The sequence below is a fragment of the Acinetobacter sp. SFD genome (assembly GCF_001647575.1).
GTDB lineage: Bacteria > Pseudomonadota > Gammaproteobacteria > Pseudomonadales > Moraxellaceae > Acinetobacter > Acinetobacter pecorum.
Map to the genome: position 1 here is coordinate 79,035 of NZ_LSZJ01000001.1, position 16,312 is coordinate 95,346.

16 protein-coding genes are annotated in these 16,312 nt (G+C 44.0%); 11 read left to right on the forward strand and 5 right to left on the reverse strand.

Annotated elements, in window-relative coordinates:
* Positions 1 to 79: 79 nt before the first annotated feature.
* On the reverse strand, positions 80 to 1,990 hold the full coding sequence (gene dxs / locus AY605_RS00475; protein WP_064094543.1) for a 1-deoxy-D-xylulose-5-phosphate synthase: 1,911 nt from the start codon (positions 1,988 to 1,990) through the stop codon (positions 80 to 82).
* A 309-nt stretch (positions 1,991 to 2,299) separates the two neighbouring features.
* On the opposite strand from dxs, the gene ribA reads away from it, so the two are divergent.
* Entirely contained in the window at positions 2,300 to 2,902 is a 603-nt protein-coding gene (gene ribA / locus AY605_RS00480; protein WP_064094544.1) for a GTP cyclohydrolase II, read from the forward strand.
* A 139-nt stretch (positions 2,903 to 3,041) separates the two neighbouring features.
* On the opposite strand, the gene hemN is transcribed toward ribA, so the two are convergent.
* Positions 3,042 to 4,415 carry an oxygen-independent coproporphyrinogen III oxidase gene (gene hemN / locus AY605_RS00485; protein ID WP_064095162.1) on the reverse strand — a complete coding sequence of 458 codons (1,374 nt, stop codon included), beginning with the start codon at positions 4,413 to 4,415 and terminating at the stop codon, positions 3,042 to 3,044.
* Between the two features lie 236 nt (positions 4,416 to 4,651).
* Between hemN and hemF the strand changes: the two genes are divergently transcribed.
* From hemF to AY605_RS00510, 5 genes are all read left to right on the forward strand, one after another.
* Positions 4,652 to 5,608: an oxygen-dependent coproporphyrinogen oxidase gene (hemF, locus tag AY605_RS00490; protein ID WP_064094545.1), complete on the forward strand. Its 957-nt coding sequence runs from the start codon at positions 4,652 to 4,654 to the stop codon at positions 5,606 to 5,608.
* 135 nt (positions 5,609 to 5,743) lie between these two features.
* Entirely contained in the window at positions 5,744 to 5,950 is a 207-nt protein-coding gene (locus AY605_RS00495; RefSeq protein WP_064094546.1) for a hypothetical protein, read from the forward strand.
* Positions 5,951 to 6,049: 99 nt separating this feature from the next.
* On the forward strand, positions 6,050 to 6,838 hold the full coding sequence (gene aroE / locus AY605_RS00500; RefSeq protein WP_064095163.1) for a shikimate dehydrogenase: 789 nt from the start codon (positions 6,050 to 6,052) through the stop codon (positions 6,836 to 6,838).
* Between the two features lie 398 nt (positions 6,839 to 7,236).
* Entirely contained in the window at positions 7,237 to 9,060 is a 1,824-nt protein-coding gene (locus AY605_RS00505; RefSeq protein ID WP_064094547.1) for an acyl-CoA dehydrogenase C-terminal domain-containing protein, read from the forward strand.
* 348 nt (positions 9,061 to 9,408) lie between these two features.
* Entirely contained in the window at positions 9,409 to 9,618 is a 210-nt protein-coding gene (locus AY605_RS00510; protein WP_004281542.1) for a cold-shock protein, read from the forward strand.
* A 222-nt stretch (positions 9,619 to 9,840) separates the two neighbouring features.
* On the opposite strand, the gene hemW is transcribed toward AY605_RS00510, so the two are convergent.
* On the reverse strand, positions 9,841 to 10,995 hold the full coding sequence (gene hemW, locus AY605_RS00515; protein ID WP_064094548.1) for a radical SAM family heme chaperone HemW: 1,155 nt from the start codon (positions 10,993 to 10,995) through the stop codon (positions 9,841 to 9,843).
* Between the two features lie 126 nt (positions 10,996 to 11,121).
* Between hemW and AY605_RS00520 the strand changes: the two genes are divergently transcribed.
* Both AY605_RS00520 and AY605_RS00525 read left to right on the forward strand, forming a co-directional pair.
* Positions 11,122 to 11,580 carry a DMT family transporter gene (locus AY605_RS00520; RefSeq protein WP_005249857.1) on the forward strand — a complete coding sequence of 153 codons (459 nt, stop codon included), beginning with the start codon at positions 11,122 to 11,124 and terminating at the stop codon, positions 11,578 to 11,580.
* Between the two features lie 39 nt (positions 11,581 to 11,619).
* A complete protein-coding gene (locus AY605_RS00525) occupies positions 11,620 to 12,978 on the forward strand; it encodes an MATE family efflux transporter (protein WP_064094549.1) in 1,359 nt (452 codons plus the stop codon).
* 204 nt (positions 12,979 to 13,182) lie between these two features.
* Here AY605_RS00525 and AY605_RS00530 read toward each other — a convergent pair whose 3' ends face one another.
* The gene (locus AY605_RS00530) at positions 13,183 to 13,395 is read right to left on the reverse strand and encodes a DUF1737 domain-containing protein (RefSeq protein WP_064094550.1); all 213 of its coding nucleotides are present in this window, start codon (positions 13,393 to 13,395) and stop codon (positions 13,183 to 13,185) included.
* 285 nt (positions 13,396 to 13,680) lie between these two features.
* Here AY605_RS00530 and AY605_RS00535 point away from each other — a divergent pair, with 285 nt between their 5' ends.
* A complete protein-coding gene (locus tag AY605_RS00535) occupies positions 13,681 to 14,979 on the forward strand; it encodes an ABC1 kinase family protein (RefSeq protein WP_064094551.1) in 1,299 nt (432 codons plus the stop codon).
* A 96-nt stretch (positions 14,980 to 15,075) separates the two neighbouring features.
* Entirely contained in the window at positions 15,076 to 15,327 is a 252-nt protein-coding gene (locus tag AY605_RS00540) for a type B 50S ribosomal protein L31 (protein WP_004732342.1), read from the forward strand.
* Between the two features lie 87 nt (positions 15,328 to 15,414).
* On the opposite strand, the gene crcB is transcribed toward AY605_RS00540, so the two are convergent.
* Complete coding sequence (crcB, locus tag AY605_RS00545) at positions 15,415 to 15,795, reverse strand: fluoride efflux transporter CrcB (protein WP_064094552.1); 381 nt, start codon at positions 15,793 to 15,795, stop codon at positions 15,415 to 15,417.
* A gap of 173 nt (positions 15,796 to 15,968) precedes the next feature.
* On the opposite strand from crcB, the gene AY605_RS00550 reads away from it, so the two are divergent.
* Positions 15,969 to 16,301 carry a HopJ type III effector protein gene (locus AY605_RS00550; protein WP_064094553.1) on the forward strand — a complete coding sequence of 111 codons (333 nt, stop codon included), beginning with the start codon at positions 15,969 to 15,971 and terminating at the stop codon, positions 16,299 to 16,301.
* Positions 16,302 to 16,312: the final 11 nt, after the last annotated feature.

Consider the following 16,312-nt stretch of genomic DNA (forward strand, 5'->3'; position numbering starts at 1 on the left):
GAATAATGCATAAAAGCCCCAATATCTTAGCAAATATCGGGGCTTTTTTGGGAAAAATGTGTCTAAAATTTTTAAGAACTTATGACAAAACGCTTTGCCCTAAGCTGGACCAAGCCTGATTGATCGATTTTTCAATGCCTTGCGCATCTAGGCCAGCCTGTTGCAACATCTGGGTATGGGTCGCTTGCGCCATGAATGTATCATCCAGACCCAGATTCAGGATTGGTTTAACAATCTGTGCTTCTGCCAGATACTCATTCACTGCACTGCCCGCACCGCCCATCACCGCATGTTCTTCCACCGTGACAAACAGACTGGTCGTCAAGGCCAGATCGTCCAGCATTTGGGTATCTAGCGGTTTGACAAAACGCATGTTGATTACCCGCATGCCAATTTCATGTTTCATGGCAAATGCTTCAGCAGCGTCGACTGCAGCCTGTACCCGGCTACCAAATGCCAGCACAGAAATATATTCATCATACTGCCCGTTAAAACTGGCCACGATTTCCGACTGACCGATCGGAAACTCCATCATCTTTTGCTGGATCTCGACACCCAGTCCATTGCCACGTGGATAACGTACGGCTGCAGGTCCTGGATACAAATACGCGGTATGCAGCATTTGACGGCATTCATTTTCATCTTTCGGCGCCATGATTACGATATTCGGGATAGTACGCATATAGGCATAATCATATGCACCGGCATGCGTCGGCCCATCTTCACCGACCAGACCGGCACGATCAATACCAAAAGTGACATCCAGATTCTGCAAGGCTACGTCGTGTACCAGCTGGTCATAACCGCGTTGCAGGAAAGTCGAGTAAATTGCAACCACCGGCTTCAAGCCTTCACAAGCCATACCGGCAGCCAAGGTAACTGCATGCTGTTCGGCAATCGCGACATCAAAGAAACGTTCCGGATATTCTTTGGCAAATTTGACCATGCCTGAGCCTTCGCACATCGCAGGTGTGATTGCGAGCAAACGTGCATCTTGTGCCGCTTCATCGCAAAGCCATTGTCCAAATACATCCGAATATTTCGGTGCAGTATTGCTGGCGGCAACAGCATTGAGTTTACTAATCGCGTGATATTTGATTTGATCTGATTCTGCCGGAGCAAAGCCTTTGCCTTTCTTGGTATAGATATGAATCAGGCGGGGGCCTTTACGTTTTTTCAGCGCATTAAAGACATGCACCAGCTGTTTGACATCGTGACCGTCATAAGGACCAAAATAATCAAAGCCAATGGCTTTAAACAGGTTGTCTGCTGCATCGGTTGCTGCACTGTGTAATCGCGAGTTATACAGCCACTCCGGATGCGGCTGTACATAAGCCTCTCCCTCTTCAGTCACGTTGATGAATTCACCACGCTCCCAAATTGCGGCTAAATGCTTGGCAAAACCACCAGTACTGCAAGAAATCGACATATCATTATCGTTCAGCACCACCATCAGATCCGCCTGATGTGCTACCGCATCATTCATGGCTTCAAAAGCCATACCTGCCGTCATGGCACCATCACCAATGATCGACACCACCTCACATGGCTTGTTTTGATAACGGCGCGCTAGAGCCATGCCAAGACCGGCAGAAATCGCAGTAGACGAGTGGCCTACCCCAAAAGTATCAAATTCAGATTCTTCACGTGCCGGAAAGGCTGCCAGACCATCTTTAGCACGAATGGTGGTGAGCTGTTCACGACGACCTGTCAATGCTTTATGCGGATAGGCTTGATGACCGACATCCCAGATCAGGCGGTCATGCGGCGTATTAAAGCAATAATGTAAGGCCACGGTGAGTTCAATTACACCAAGGTTGGCACCAAAATGTCCGCCACTTTGCCCGGCAGCATACAAAATGAATTGACGTAACTCATCTGCCACTTGTTCTAGCTGGCTTTGCTCGAGTGCACGCAGTTGCTCAGGATGATTGATCGCATCAAGCAACGGTGTTACAGGGCGTTGAGTTGGGATTTCTGTATACAGCATATTATGGCAAAGCCTTCTAAAGCCTGGCAAATCTAAAGCTAGGTCAATGGGGAGTACCCGATCATATAGCTGAATTGTAGCAGCTTCAATTCAGCTACGCTTCTAGCGATGCAATATTAAACAATGATCTCGTCGGGGTGAAAAAATCGCAGCCTACGATTATCCTGAATAATCTTACTATTTATCAACTATTATCGTTCGCTTTCTACAAAAAAGAAAATCTAATGCAGAATTTCGACTTTGCAATTCTACCAATGTTCAATCATTACGCTATACTTTAGCTAATTTCAGGATTTAACGGGTTCAGCTGTGCCAATCGAGTTTGTCGCAACGTCAAGATTACCTACCGCTCACGGTGAATTTAAAATTACTGTATTTCAAGACCCTAAGACCGGTGAAGAGCATGTCGCACTGTCTAAAGGACTTGAGGAAGTATCAGATGAACCTGTGGTGGTCCGTGTACATTCTGAATGTTTAACCGGTGATGCCTTTGCTTCACTCAAATGCGACTGTGGCCCGCAATTACAAGCAACTTTAAAACTGATCAATGAATTGGGCCGCGGAGCTATTCTGTATTTGCGTCAGGAAGGGCGTGGTATTGGCCTGACCAATAAAATTCGTGCTTACGCCCTGCAGGATCAAGGCCATGACACCGTAGATGCCAACCTGATGCTGAACCTGCCGGCGGATGCACGCCAATATGATATGTGTAGCATTATGCTGGATCATTTACAGATAAAATCGGTACGTCTCGTGACCAACAACCCTTCAAAAATAGAAGCCTTAAAAGCACAAGGCATTAATGTAGTCGATCGTGTCCCGCTAACAGTAGGCTTAAACCCGTTTAATGAACAATACCTTAAGACCAAGCACGAACGCATGGCACATCTTTATAAAAAGGATGATTTTTAATATTTTTAAACCCTGTCCTACCTTATTTTAACTGAATCCTTCCAAACCTCCCTTTCTTGCGCTTCGACTTAAAGCCATGTTTAAGTCTGGCTCAGGGAGGCTTTCTCTCTCTTTCTTAAAAATGGGGTTTAGGAGGAGATTAAATCGTCATCGAGAAAATCCGACTTTCTGGCATCCGTCGCTTTAAACGTAAATCAAAAGCCATACAAATATTGCGTACAAATGGTTTCCCTTTCTCCAGAATTGTGACTGACGAGTCTGAAAATTCAATTAAACCATCCTGTGCCATTTCCTCAAGCTGTTCCAAAACCTCATCAATTTCAGGAAAAAGCATCTCGGAATTTTCCCATGAGGTGCTAAAGCTGCACATCAAATTTAGAATATGTTGCCGGATGATCAGATCTTCCTGGTTTAAGACATGTCCTTTAAATACCGGAATTTCATTGCGCGCCAGGCATTCATAATATTCTTCAATGGTTTTCACATTCTGCGCAAAGCTGTACCAGCTATCGCTGATTGAAGAAATCCCGAGTCCAATCATCACCTGGGTTTTAGAGGCTGTGTATCCCATAAAGTTGCGATGCAATGTTCCAGCTTGAAAGGACTGGTACATCGCATCTTTTTCTAAGGCAAAATGATCCATGCCGATTTCATGATAACCATGTGCCAGAAGTTTCTTTTTACCCGCTTCATAGCATTCCCGTTTGATCGCATCTTTGGGTACATCGGCATCTTTAAAACCGCGCTGACCATTGCCTTTAATCCAGGGCACATGTGCATAGCTATATAAAGCCAGACGGTCCGGCAAAAGCGAATTGGTTTGCTCAATAGTATTTAAGACATCATCCAGACTCTGAAATGGCAGACCAAACACCAGATCATGAGAAATCGATTCATAGCCAATTTCTCTTGCCCATTCGGTTACCTGTTTAACATTTTCATACGGCTGAATCCGGTGAATCGCCTTTTGCACGGTTTCATTATAATCTTGCACCCCATAACTGACCCGACGAAAACCAAGGTCATACAATCCTTGCAAATGCTCACGCGTGGTATTATTAGGATGGCCTTCAAAACTGAATTCATGTACAGGCGCTACGTCGGCTTTGGCCAGAATGCCTTGAATCAGTTGAGCCAGATGCGCCATTGAAAAAAATGTCGGTGTTCCCCCACCCAAATGAATCTCTTTAATTATGGGCTTTTCTTGTAATAGCTCACAATATAAATCCCATTCTTTCAGCACTGCCTGAATATAAGGCTGTTCAACTTCATGGCGTTTGGTCACACGCTTATGACACCCGCAGAAGGTACACAGACTTTCACAAAATGGCAGGTGGATATACAAGCTAATGCCTTCACTTTGATTGGATTCCGCAAAAGACTTTTTTAGCGTTTGCTTCCATTGTTCCAGCGAGAAATTCTGCTCTTCCCAATACGGAACCGTGGGATAACTGGTATAGCGCGGACCGGGAACATTATATTTTTGAATCAGGGAATTGACCTGTACCGACATGACACCCACCTTTACCATCGAAAAATGCTCAAGCCAATGAGCGCTTGCAAGTTATTGTGCTGAGCTTGAAAAAAGAATTCAACCTAGCCCTTTGGTCGGATTTAATGGTGCATTCTGTTTATGAATAGTGGAATGTAAGGTCTGGGCTGATGAATTGCATCACCAAATAGACCTTAATCTTTGACTGATTTTATGCTTTGATGTAATTAGTTTTTTATTTCCCTACGAGGGTTCTGATGCAGCATCCTACATCTACGGATATTCAACGCGTTCGTGAATTTCTCCTCGACTTGCAGGCACGGATTTGTGCGGCACTGGAGCAACAGGAACGTGCTGGCGGCGGTACGGCCGAATTTATTATTGATGACTGGGAGCGCCCGGAAGGTGGTGGCGGCCGTTCACGTGTTCTGCAAAACGGCACGGTCATTGAAAAAGGTGGGGTAATGTTCTCCCACATCAACATTTCCAAACTGCCCGCTTCTGCGACTGAACGCCATCCCAATATTGCCGGTGCCAAAGCGCAAGCAATGGGAGTATCACTAGTCATCCATCCAAAAAACCCGAATGTGCCCACCTCACATGCCAACGTGCGTTTATTTGTCGCAGAGAAAGAAGGTCAGGATCCGATCTGGTGGTTTGGTGGCGGTTTTGACCTGACCCCGTTTTATCCGAATGATGAAGATGTACTGTCTTGGCATCAAACGGCGCATGATCTGTGTGCTCCATTTGGTGCAGAAGTTTATCCTGAACATAAACAATGGTGTGATCACTATTTTTACCTGAAACATCGTGACGAGCAGCGCGGTGTGGGCGGCTTGTTTTTTGATGACCTGAATCAATGGGATTTTGAAACCTGTTTCCAGTATATGCAGGCTGTAGGCAATGGTTATTTGGAAGCCATTCTGCCAATTTTCCAGCGCAATCAGGATAAACCCTATACCGAAGCACAACGCGAATTCCAGTTATACCGTCGTGGTCGTTATGTAGAGTACAATCTGGTTTATGACCGCGGCACCCTGTTTGGTTTACAGACTGGCGGCCGGATTGAATCGATTCTGGTCAGCCTACCCCCGCTTACCGGATGGTCATATCGCCCGGAATGGGATGAAGGCTCACCCGAAAAACGCTTAACAGATTATTACCTAAAACCACACGACTGGTTAACAGAATTAAGATCCCAAGCAATGAAATGATACAAACAGCCCTCAAATGGAGGGCTTTTTTAATGGAAAGTTCCTCTATACTGTCGAATAGAAATATCTGATTTGATCGCAGCACCCTATCGCTACATCGATCAACTTCTATTTGATGTTTAGTGAGAAATAAAAATGCATAATCTTCAATTAAATCTACCTATATTGGCCTTTTGGCTTTTCCTTGCTCTCGCCATCAGTGCGATGAGTACCGCACTTTTGAGTCACAACCTGATTCTGGATGGCGCAGCTATTCTGGTGAGTATTCTGACTGGGGTTGGAGTCGTTTTTAGTATGGCGCTGATATTTGCGGAACATATTATTGATATTTGCAGTTCCTAACATGCTGACAACCTAGCAGTAATTAAAGATTGCGCAGGCTTTAGTCCCTGCGCTTTTTCACGTATATTGATGGCCATTTCCGCACATGGACATTGTGAAATGAGCAAACAATTTGCCGTGATTGGTAACCCGATTGAACAGTCACGTTCTCCAGAATTGCATCACGCCTTTGCTGCTAAAACTGGAGTCGACCTGAGTTATACCAAGCGTCTGGCTCCACTGGATGGCTTTGAAGCCAATATTCAGGACTTCTTTAGTCAGGGTGGTAGTGGCCTGAATGTTACTGTCCCCTTCAAAGAGCAGGCTTTTATCCAATGTCAGGTGTTGAGTGAACGGGCCAAAATTGCCAAAGCCGTGAATACCCTATGGATGGAAAATGGGGTCCTGCATGGCGACAATACTGATGGTCAGGGCCTAGTCGAGGCTATCCGTGCTTTAGACTGGCCACTGGACAATACAGCTATCTTAATTATTGGTGCAGGCGGTGCCACGCGTGGCGTGATTTATCCCCTGGCGCAGGCGGGTGCGAAAAAAATCGTGATTGCCAATCGCACCTTGGCACGCGCGAAACAGCTGGTTGCTGATATTCAGAATGCCGTACCGCAAATCGAATTACAGGCAATTTCTCTGGATAATCTTAGCGGTGAATTTGATCTGGTGATTAACGCGACTTCTGCAAGCCTCAGCGGTGATACCCTTATTCTACCGGAAACGTTACAGTTTAAGAGGGCCTATGAAATGGCCTATGGTAAACCCTCTTCCTTTCTGGATCAGGCCAAGGCGCGCGGTGTTCCCACGTCAGAAGGCTTTGGAATGCTGGTCGGTCAGGCGATTGAATCTTTTTACATCTGGAATGGCATCAAGCCGGACTTAAAAGAGTTTCTTTAAAAGCCCTATCTATCCAATGAGTTCAGTTCGGGTTGTAACTATAGCCCGCAACTGAATTTCCTCTAACCGTCCAGAAGCTGAGACACCATGGATTGGTTCTAGTGACATTTTAGAAGCCGGCCTGTTTTAACTTAAATTTGAGCACAATTCATACAAAAGTATACTGGACATATCACCTTTTAATTTATTAAAGTCCAATGTGATAACAAGTTTTCAATCTTCCTGCAATATCTATACTAGTCAATAAAATTAACCGAGTTAATTGACTGGAATTAAAAATCGATTCGCTTTTCTGACATTTTTATTCACTGAATTCATCAATGTTTTTTTATCTCCAATGTGAATAATCAAAGAATCGATACAGATAATCCAAAACTATTTCAATCAGGATTAAACGCATGCCAGCATATAAAGCCCCTTTACACGACATTCGCTTCCTTATGAATGAAGTGCTTGACTACCCTGCGCACTACCAGAATTTGTCGAATGGTGAATATGCCGATGCCGACACAGTAGATATGATCTTAGAAGGTGCGGCAGATTTTTGTGAAAATGTACTGTCACCTTTGAACCAAAGCGGTGATGAAGAAGGCTGTCATTTTGAAAATGGCGAAGTAAAAACCCCGAAAGGCTTTAAGGAAGCTTACGAACAGTTCGTACAAGGTGGCTGGCAAGGTCTGTCTTATCCTGAAGAGTTTGGTGGCCAAAACCTGCCCATGTCTTTAAACCTGATCAAATCAGAAATGATGGGTACTGCGAACTGGTCATTCCAGATGTATCCGGGTTTAAGTGTGGGCTGTATCAATACTATTATCCAGTATGGTACCGATGAGCAGAAAAACACGTATCTGCCTCACCTGGTTGCAGGAACTTGGGCGGGCACCATGTGTCTGACTGAACCACAATGTGGTACGGATCTGGGTCAGGTAAAAACCAAGGCAGAGCCGAAAGAAGATGGCACTTATGCGATTTCAGGAACTAAGATTTTTATTTCCGCAGGTGAGCACGACCTCACTGAAAATATCGTACATATTGTACTGGCACGCCTTCCGGATGCACCGCAAGGCACCAAAGGGATTTCCCTGTTTATCGTACCGAAATTTATTGCTGCTGCAGATGGTGGGATCGGTGAACGCAATCCAGTAAACTGTGGCTCGATAGAACACAAAATGGGGATTCGCGCTTCAGCAACGGCTGTACTGAATTTCGACAATGCGACTGGCTACCTGATTGGTGAACCAAACAAAGGCCTGCATGCCATGTTTACCTTTATGAACACGGCGCGTATTGGTACTGCAATTCAGGGCATCTGCCATGCTGAATTGTCATTCCAGGGTGCTTTGCCTTATGCCAAAGAGCGTATGTCAATGCGTGCCCTGTCTGGCAAAAAAGATCCAGAAAAAGTAGCGGATGCAATCATTCATCATGCCGATGTACGCCGCATGCTGTTGACGCAAAAAGCCATTGCTGAAGGTGGCCGTGCCATGATTTATCATGCAGCACAAATTGCCGATAATATGAATGATGCTTTGCTGCGTGGCGATACCGCTGCTTTTGAACAGCATGATGATCATCTTGGTTTCTACACCCCTATCCTGAAAGGCTTCTTGACCGAAATGGGCTATGAAGCATCAAATCATGGTATGCAAGTCTTTGGTGGACATGGCTATATCAAAGAATGGGGCATGGAACAGATCGTACGTGACTCACGTATTTCTACCCTGTACGAAGGTACTACAGGTGTTCAGGCACTGGATCTGATCGGCCGTAAAGTGCTGTTGACGTCGAAAGGCAAAGTGATTCGTGATTACACTGCTGAAATTCTGAAATTCTGCGGTCAGCATGCGCGCAATAAATACATGCGCCGTTTCGCCTGGGATTTAACCAAGCTCTGTGCACAGTGGAATGCCTTAACCGTGCGTATTATGCTGGCTGCACGTAAGGACCGCGACATCGTGTCTTCTGCGTCAGTCGATTTCCTGATGTTCTCCGGTTATGTGATGATGGCCTACTTCTGGGCACAGCAAGCTGCAGTTGCTTCAGCCAAACTGGCATCTGGTGATGGTGCGGAAGTTCCAGAATTCTATAAAGCAAAAATCAAAACTGCTGATTTCTACTTTGAACGTATTCTGCCACGTACCCAAGGTCATGCAGAAGCGATGGTGAATCCGTCTAAAACCATGACGGCACTCGCGCCAGAACACTTTAGCTTCGATTACTAAGCTGTAAATTGTCTCAAAAAGAGCGTTTCGGCGCTCTTTTTATTGACTCAAATATCTTTCTTTTAGCTTAAAAAACCTTTCTGGATATAAAATATACAAATTTAATTTTATATTTTTCAACACCCTAATAAATTAGCCAAATAAAACGCTTGTATATCTCAAAATAAGCGGTATGATAACCCCAACTAGAAAAATTCTTGTTTTGGTTAGTCTTCTTTTAAGTATCGCAGTTTTAGTCATAAACCTTCGTATTACAGATCAAAAAGCTCCATCCTTTTTATTTTTCAAAGTTACAGTTAGTCATCTGAAATTTTGGCTATAAATTCATACGATTCAATAGGTTATATTATGTCTAATACAGTTAACGGTACAGTAAAATGGTTCAACGAAACTAAAGGTTTCGGTTTCATTCAACAAGAATCAGGTCCAGACGTTTTTGCTCATTTCAGCGAAATCACTGGTTCAGGTTTCAAAACTTTAGTTGAAGGCCAAAAGGTTTCTTTCAGCGTAGCTCAAGGTCAAAAAGGCCCTACAGCTGTAAATATCGTTGCTCTATAATTTAGAAGCAAGATATTGAAAAAAAGCACTCCTAGAGTGCTTTTTTTGTGCCTGAGATTCTTAAAGTCTGCTCTTCTCTTTTCCAAGATTACATCGGAGATCTGAAAATAGATAATCTCTAGGCTATAAAAAATTCCTGATCTGGGGAAATCTGCGCAATAAAAAAACCCTCATATAGATTTACGAGAGTTTTTCCAAAAATGAGCAGCGAATTAAAATCAGTTAAAGAAATTCTTCCAGCACCGAATTTAAAAAGATATGCCCCTGCTCGGTACATGAAAGCCGGTCTTGATCATCGACCATTAATTTTCTGTCACGCAAAGAACTGAGCAACTCATTCAAGCGATCCAGACCTAAACCGGTACGTTCGGCATAGAGTTTGGCTTTCACCCCCTGATTTAAACGTAACGCATTCATCATAAATTCAAAAGGCAAGTCGGCATCTTCAATGCGCTTAAACTGCAGATGTTCGGCAGGTACTTTGGCTAAGTAGTCCTTAGGTAAACGGGTTTTCTGGAACCGATATACACCATCCGGCTGAGTGACTTTGCCATGTGCTCCAGCACCAATTGCCAGATAGTCACCAAACTGCCAGTAATTCAGATTATGCGCTGAAGGCAATTCTTTCCGCCAAGCCGAAACTTCATAGTTGATAAAACCCTGAGCTTTTAAGTAGAGCTCACCCTGCTCCTGAATATCTTCCAATACTTCATCCACAGGCAAAATCGGTTGAGTCCGGAAAAATACCGTATTTGGCTCAATCGTTAGCTGATACCAGGAAATATGCGTAGCACCCTGTTCTACCGCCAGTTTTAAATCATGTAAAGCTTGTTCTAAAGTTTGTTCCGGTAAACCATGCATCAAGTCGACATTAATGCGCTGAAAACCTGCTTCACGTGCCAGCCCAATGGCAGAAATCGCATCTTCATTGCTATGGATCCGTCCCAAACGCTTGAGATGAGCGGTATTAAAACTCTGCACCCCAATCGACAGACGGTTAATTCCGGCCTGCAAATAACCGGCAAACGGATCATGTTCGACTGTGCCGGGGTTGGCTTCCAGCGTAATTTCACAGCCTTCGGCAAAGGGAATAATGGCTTTGAGCTGATCAAATAACCATTGATAGCCTGGGGCGGAAATCAGTGACGGTGTTCCCCCACCAATAAAAACACTGTAAATCTGCCGGCCTTGGGCAAAATCGACCTGAGTTTTAAAGTCTTCCACCAGTGCTCGTAAATATTCCTGTTCCAATTCCAGTGATAGCTGACCATCCGGAACCGCATGCGAATTGAAGTCACAATAAGGACATTTGCGCACACACCAAGGCATATGAATATATAAGGACAAAGGGACAGCAGCAGGATTCAATTCAGCCAAAGAACTACTCAAAAACGATTACAAGATATAGCGGAATTTTAACATGACTCGGCGGCAACACTGCTAAAATTAAATTTGATCGTGTGATATGTCTAAAAATTTAAATAGAATTAGTCAGTTAAAATTATGAAAATATCTTCTCAACTTATTATTTTACTTCCTTTGGTTTTTGCAATCGGTGTTTTATTGACACTCCAGACTGCAATTAATACACAACTGAAAGAATATTTATATTCTCCTATTCAAGCTGCATTTTTTTCCTTTTTGATTGGTACAATAGTGCTCGCCGTAATCGTACTTTTTCAGTCCAATCCCAAACCCGGTTTACAGGAATTGATGAGTGTTCCCTGGTATTTATGGCTAGGGGGAATCGTGGGTGTATACGCGATTAGTATGAGCATTTATGCAGCACCCAAACTTGGCTTTCTGGTTCTTAGCGGTCTCATTATTTTTGGTCAGATGGTAATGTCGATGCTGGTCGATCATCTGGGATTATTGGGTAATGAAAAAATGCCGGTTAACTGGCAACGTCTTTTAGGCGGCGTGGTAATTTTTATTGGTGTGCTTCTCACTTTACAACGCTAAACCTTCTATTTAAGCACATGATCACGATGAGTAATTTTTGTGTCGAATGTTTCACCAATTACAACCTTTAGTTTTGAATTAAAAAAACTTTTTCATCTGATGCTGCCTATTCTGGTGACCCAATTTTCTCAGGCTGGTCTGGGCCTGATTGATACCATTATGGCCGGTCACCTGTCTGCTACCGATCTTGCCGCGATTGCCGTCGGAGTAGGACTCTGGATTCCGGTGATGCTGCTATTTAGTGGCATTATGATTGCCACGACGCCTTTGGTTGCCGAAGCTAACGGCGCACGTACACCTGAAAAAATTGCCACCATTGCACGTCAATCGCTTTGGGTTGCCCTGATTCTTGGGGTAATTGCCGGCCTGATTTTACAAGTTTTGCCAGCCCTTTTACCTCTCTTGGGCGTACCGGAAAGCTTGCAGCCTAAAGCCAGTTTATTCCTGCATGCGATTGGTTTTGGTATGCCTGCGGTAACCATGTATGCAGCCTTACGCGGCTACTCAGAAGCGATTGGAAATCCTCGCCCGGTCACCGTGATTAGTTTATTGGCCCTGGTTTTGCTGGTTCCGCTGAACTATATCTTTATGTATGGTATTGGTCCTGTTCCGGCCCTAGGCAGTGCAGGCTGTGGGTTTGCCACAGCGATTTTGCAGTGGTTAATGCTCATGACTCTGGCACTGTATATCTTTAAAAACAGAGCCTATCAGCGTACTCAGCCTTTTACTCACTGGGAAAAAATAAACCCGGAATGGGTGAAGCGTATTCTGCAACTGGGTTTTCCAATTGGATTGGCGATCTTCTTTGAGGTCAGTATTTTCAGTACAGCAGCAATTGTGCTGAGTCCTTTGGGAGAGACCATTGTCGCTGCCCATCAGATTGCTATTTCCGTCACTTCACAACTGTTCATGATTCCCATGTCACTGGCGATTGCCCTGACCATTCGGGTTGGCACCTACTATGGTGAACAGAACTGGCAAGCCATGCGAAAAGTGCAATATCTTGGCCTGATCACTGCCACTATTCTGGCGATCCTGACCATGATTCTGCTTTGGGTTTTCCGCAATGAAATTGTGGCACTCTACACTTCAGATCTGATCGTAAGCCAAATTGCGGTGTATCTGATTCTGTTTGCTATTGCCTATCAGCTGATGGATGCCTGGCAGATCAGTGCAGCAGGTTGTCTGCGTGGCATGCAGGATACCAAGGGGCCGATGTGGATTACCATGCTGGCTTACTGGGTCATCGCCTTTCCGGTTGGGGTATATTTATCCCGCTTTACCGAGATGGGCGCCGCCGGTGTTTGGGTTGGCCTGATCGTGGGTTTAAGTGTTGCCTGTGTTTTATTGCTGGCACGACTCTATAGCAATAACAGACGTTTAAGCTTAAAAGTGTAAAAACTTAGCGACTTTCAAGCAATCTTAAATATTGGGTAGGTGACATGGATGTCACCGTTGAACTGTGATACAGGGAAGTAGCATCAGATCAACGAGATGGTTTTGTTACTTTTGCCATGACAAAAGTAGGAGCTACACCTATGTGACAGCATAAAAATAAAAGATGAGAGCATAGCCTTGAGCATTCTAATTTCGATGTAGAAGTTAAGAATTAGCTCCCAAAGCCTCCTTCAATCCTTCTGGAATCTCTGATTCATCCGCTACATCTTTGGTCACCACCTGCCCCACAATCACATCCGTACCATTAAAAGTCATGGTGGGTGGACCATATAACTCATAACCTTCATTTAAGGCACGGGTCACCCGCGCACAAAAATGCACATCATCCTTCCCAGTAAAATATCGATAGACTTTCATTGAATTTTCTTCATTACAGCAATCTGTTTATTCTAAGCTTTTAGCCATAAAACAACATTCAGAATTAATACTCAGCCTTATCTAAAACGATGATGGATTCCGGCATATTCTTTTAGTTTAGCCAAGGAGATAAAGATAAATCTTTATCAAATCAAAGATGATGCATTAAACATGGAGAAGCAGAAGGAAATCACAACATAACCTCTACAATTAAATCTAGGCAATTGAACCGTTGTCACCTATGATCAAATACATCCATTCATTATTGGTTTCAAGGAATCTCGCATGGCAAAAACGGCTAGTACACCCGGTCGTCGCTTTATGAAACTTGCCGGAATGACCGCAAGTATTGCAGGTAAAACCCTCTCCAATTCCATTAAAAATTTAACTGCCGATGAAGAGCAGAAAAATACTGCGCGCAGCAAACTGTTTCAGGATATTGGGGTACAGATTGCAGATACCTTGGGAGAGATGAAAGGCGCAGTCATGAAAGTTGGCCAGATTGCCTCGCAATATAAAGACGTTTTCCCGCCCGAAGTCGCCAAAGCCATTGCCAAGTTACAACGTCAGGCACCACCCATGCCATTTAAAGAAATTCAGGCACAGGTAGAAAAAGAACTGGGTAAACCCTTAGCACAGCTTTTCCAGCACTTTGATGAACAGCCATTTGCTGCAGCCTCGATTGGTCAGGTACATAAAGCGATCCTGCCAGATGGCCAGCAAGTTGTGGTCAAAGTGCAGTATCCTGGGGTAGATGAAGCCTGCGAAAGTGACCTGAAACAAGTCCGTCTGGCACTGCGCATGATGGGCGTGTTAAAGATTGACCGTAAACTTCAGGATCAGCTGTTTAAGGAAATTCAGCAGAGTCTGGACAATGAGCTGAACTATGAAATCGAAGCACAGAATCTGGAAATCGCCCGGACTTTCCATGAATCTCTGGACAGTAAAATTATAATTCCGAAAGTGTTTCATGAGTACTCTTCACGGCATATTCTGACTTTGAGCCAGGAGCTTGGGGAAAGTATTGAAACCGCTAGCACTTGGCCACTCGAGACCCGAAATGCTTTGGGACGCCGTTTATTCCGTGCCATTGGTCAGGAAATTTTCTATCTGAAACGCTTTCACTGCGACCCGCATCCCGGCAATTTCGCCTTCCGTGAAGATGGCTCTGTAATTGTTTATGATTATGGTGGCGTCAAGACCTTGTCGACTGAAGTGGTTGAACATTTCAAAGAGCTGATCCATGCCGCACGCAAGAAGAATATTCCCGTAATCGAACAACAACTGGATGCACTGCATTCTTTGACTGAAACCGGAAAATTCCCAACAGAATTGTATGAACAATGGCTGGAAGTACTCATGCGTCCTTTAGTCACCCACTATGATTTCGCCGAAAACTCAGCGCATCATGATGGTATGGAACTGCTGAAACCTTCCTTAAAATACTGGGATGTGTTTAAACCTTCTCCAGATACCTTAATGGTGAACCGGACGATTTCAGGGCAGTACTGGAACCTGATTCATCTTAAAGTAAATGATGATTTAAGTGATGTATTTGAAGAGCTCGTACCCAGTCGCAGTTAAATAGAGACGACTGGCTTACGCGTTGTAACCCTAAATTACTTGAAAGCGTAAATGTTACATTATAACATTTGATCAATAATCAAGAGGAATTTAGATATGCGTTCAGATATCCACCCTGAGTATCGTGAAGTGTTGTTCCATGATACCAATGCCGATGCCTATTTTGTGATTGGCAGTACCATGAACTCCAGCCAGACTAAAGAATATCAAGGTAAAACATATCCTTATGTAACACTAGATATTTCAAGCGCTTCTCATCCTTTCTATACGGGTGAGCAACGTCAGACCAGCAATGAAGGTCGTGTGGCAAGCTTCAACAAACGTTTTGGCCGCTTTAAACGTGGTTAAAAATGAAAACCGTCGATTATCTCAATCTTCGAATCGTGGTTTATGTCAGGAAATAACCTCCAGTTTCCTGACTTTTTTATGTCCGTTTTAACTGTGCGATAGCATCCATGACGTTAAATAAAAGCCCAGCGCCAGAACCATAATGCCGATGATTAAGCTGGATAATGCATATAATACCGCTAGGCCCATAGCCCCTTGCTTGAATAGCAAAAAGCTTTCCAGACCGAAACTGGAAAATGTAGTAAAACCACCGAGAATTCCCACCATTAAAAACAGACGAGCTTCCTGTTGAAGGATTGGATATTTTTGGCTACAGGCAAAAAAAATCCCCGCACATAAACAGCCTAGAATATTGATCCACCAGGTGGGCCAAGGAAACTGCATTTGTGGTTTAAACAGCCAAAGTCCTGCTGCATAACGCAGACTGGCACCGACTGCCCCACCCATTGCCACCCAAAGCCAGCCCATATTTTTTCCTATCTATTTATTGATCAAGTTTATCTTATCCAAATTTTTAAACTCAACATGGATAATTTTCACTATTATCTTGAACGGAAAATCAATTAAATACCATGGAACTTCGCAAGAAAATTGCTATATTTATCGCATCGAATTTTCATGAATGGCACAGGAAAAACAGCATGGCACAGGATTTATTGGCCCAGTTAGCGGCAGGCGAAGCAAAATTTGCAGATGTGATTGCATATATTGACTCGCGCTATACGCATACACCAACTGCATTTAAAAATGGCCAGCAAAATAATACGGCTACAGAAAACCAGGGCAGCGCCAAAGTCTTTTCTTTTGCACAACTCAATGGTCTGGATCAGGCACAGACCTTAAGCCTGTTTGCTGAGCATTATGCTGCTGTACTGGCGACGCCAGAGTCGACCGATCATCAGAATATCCGCCAGTTTATGCTTAATGGGTGGGATGGAATTACCTTTGAAGGTCAGGCCCTAATTGCAAAATAAGTCTTCAACAG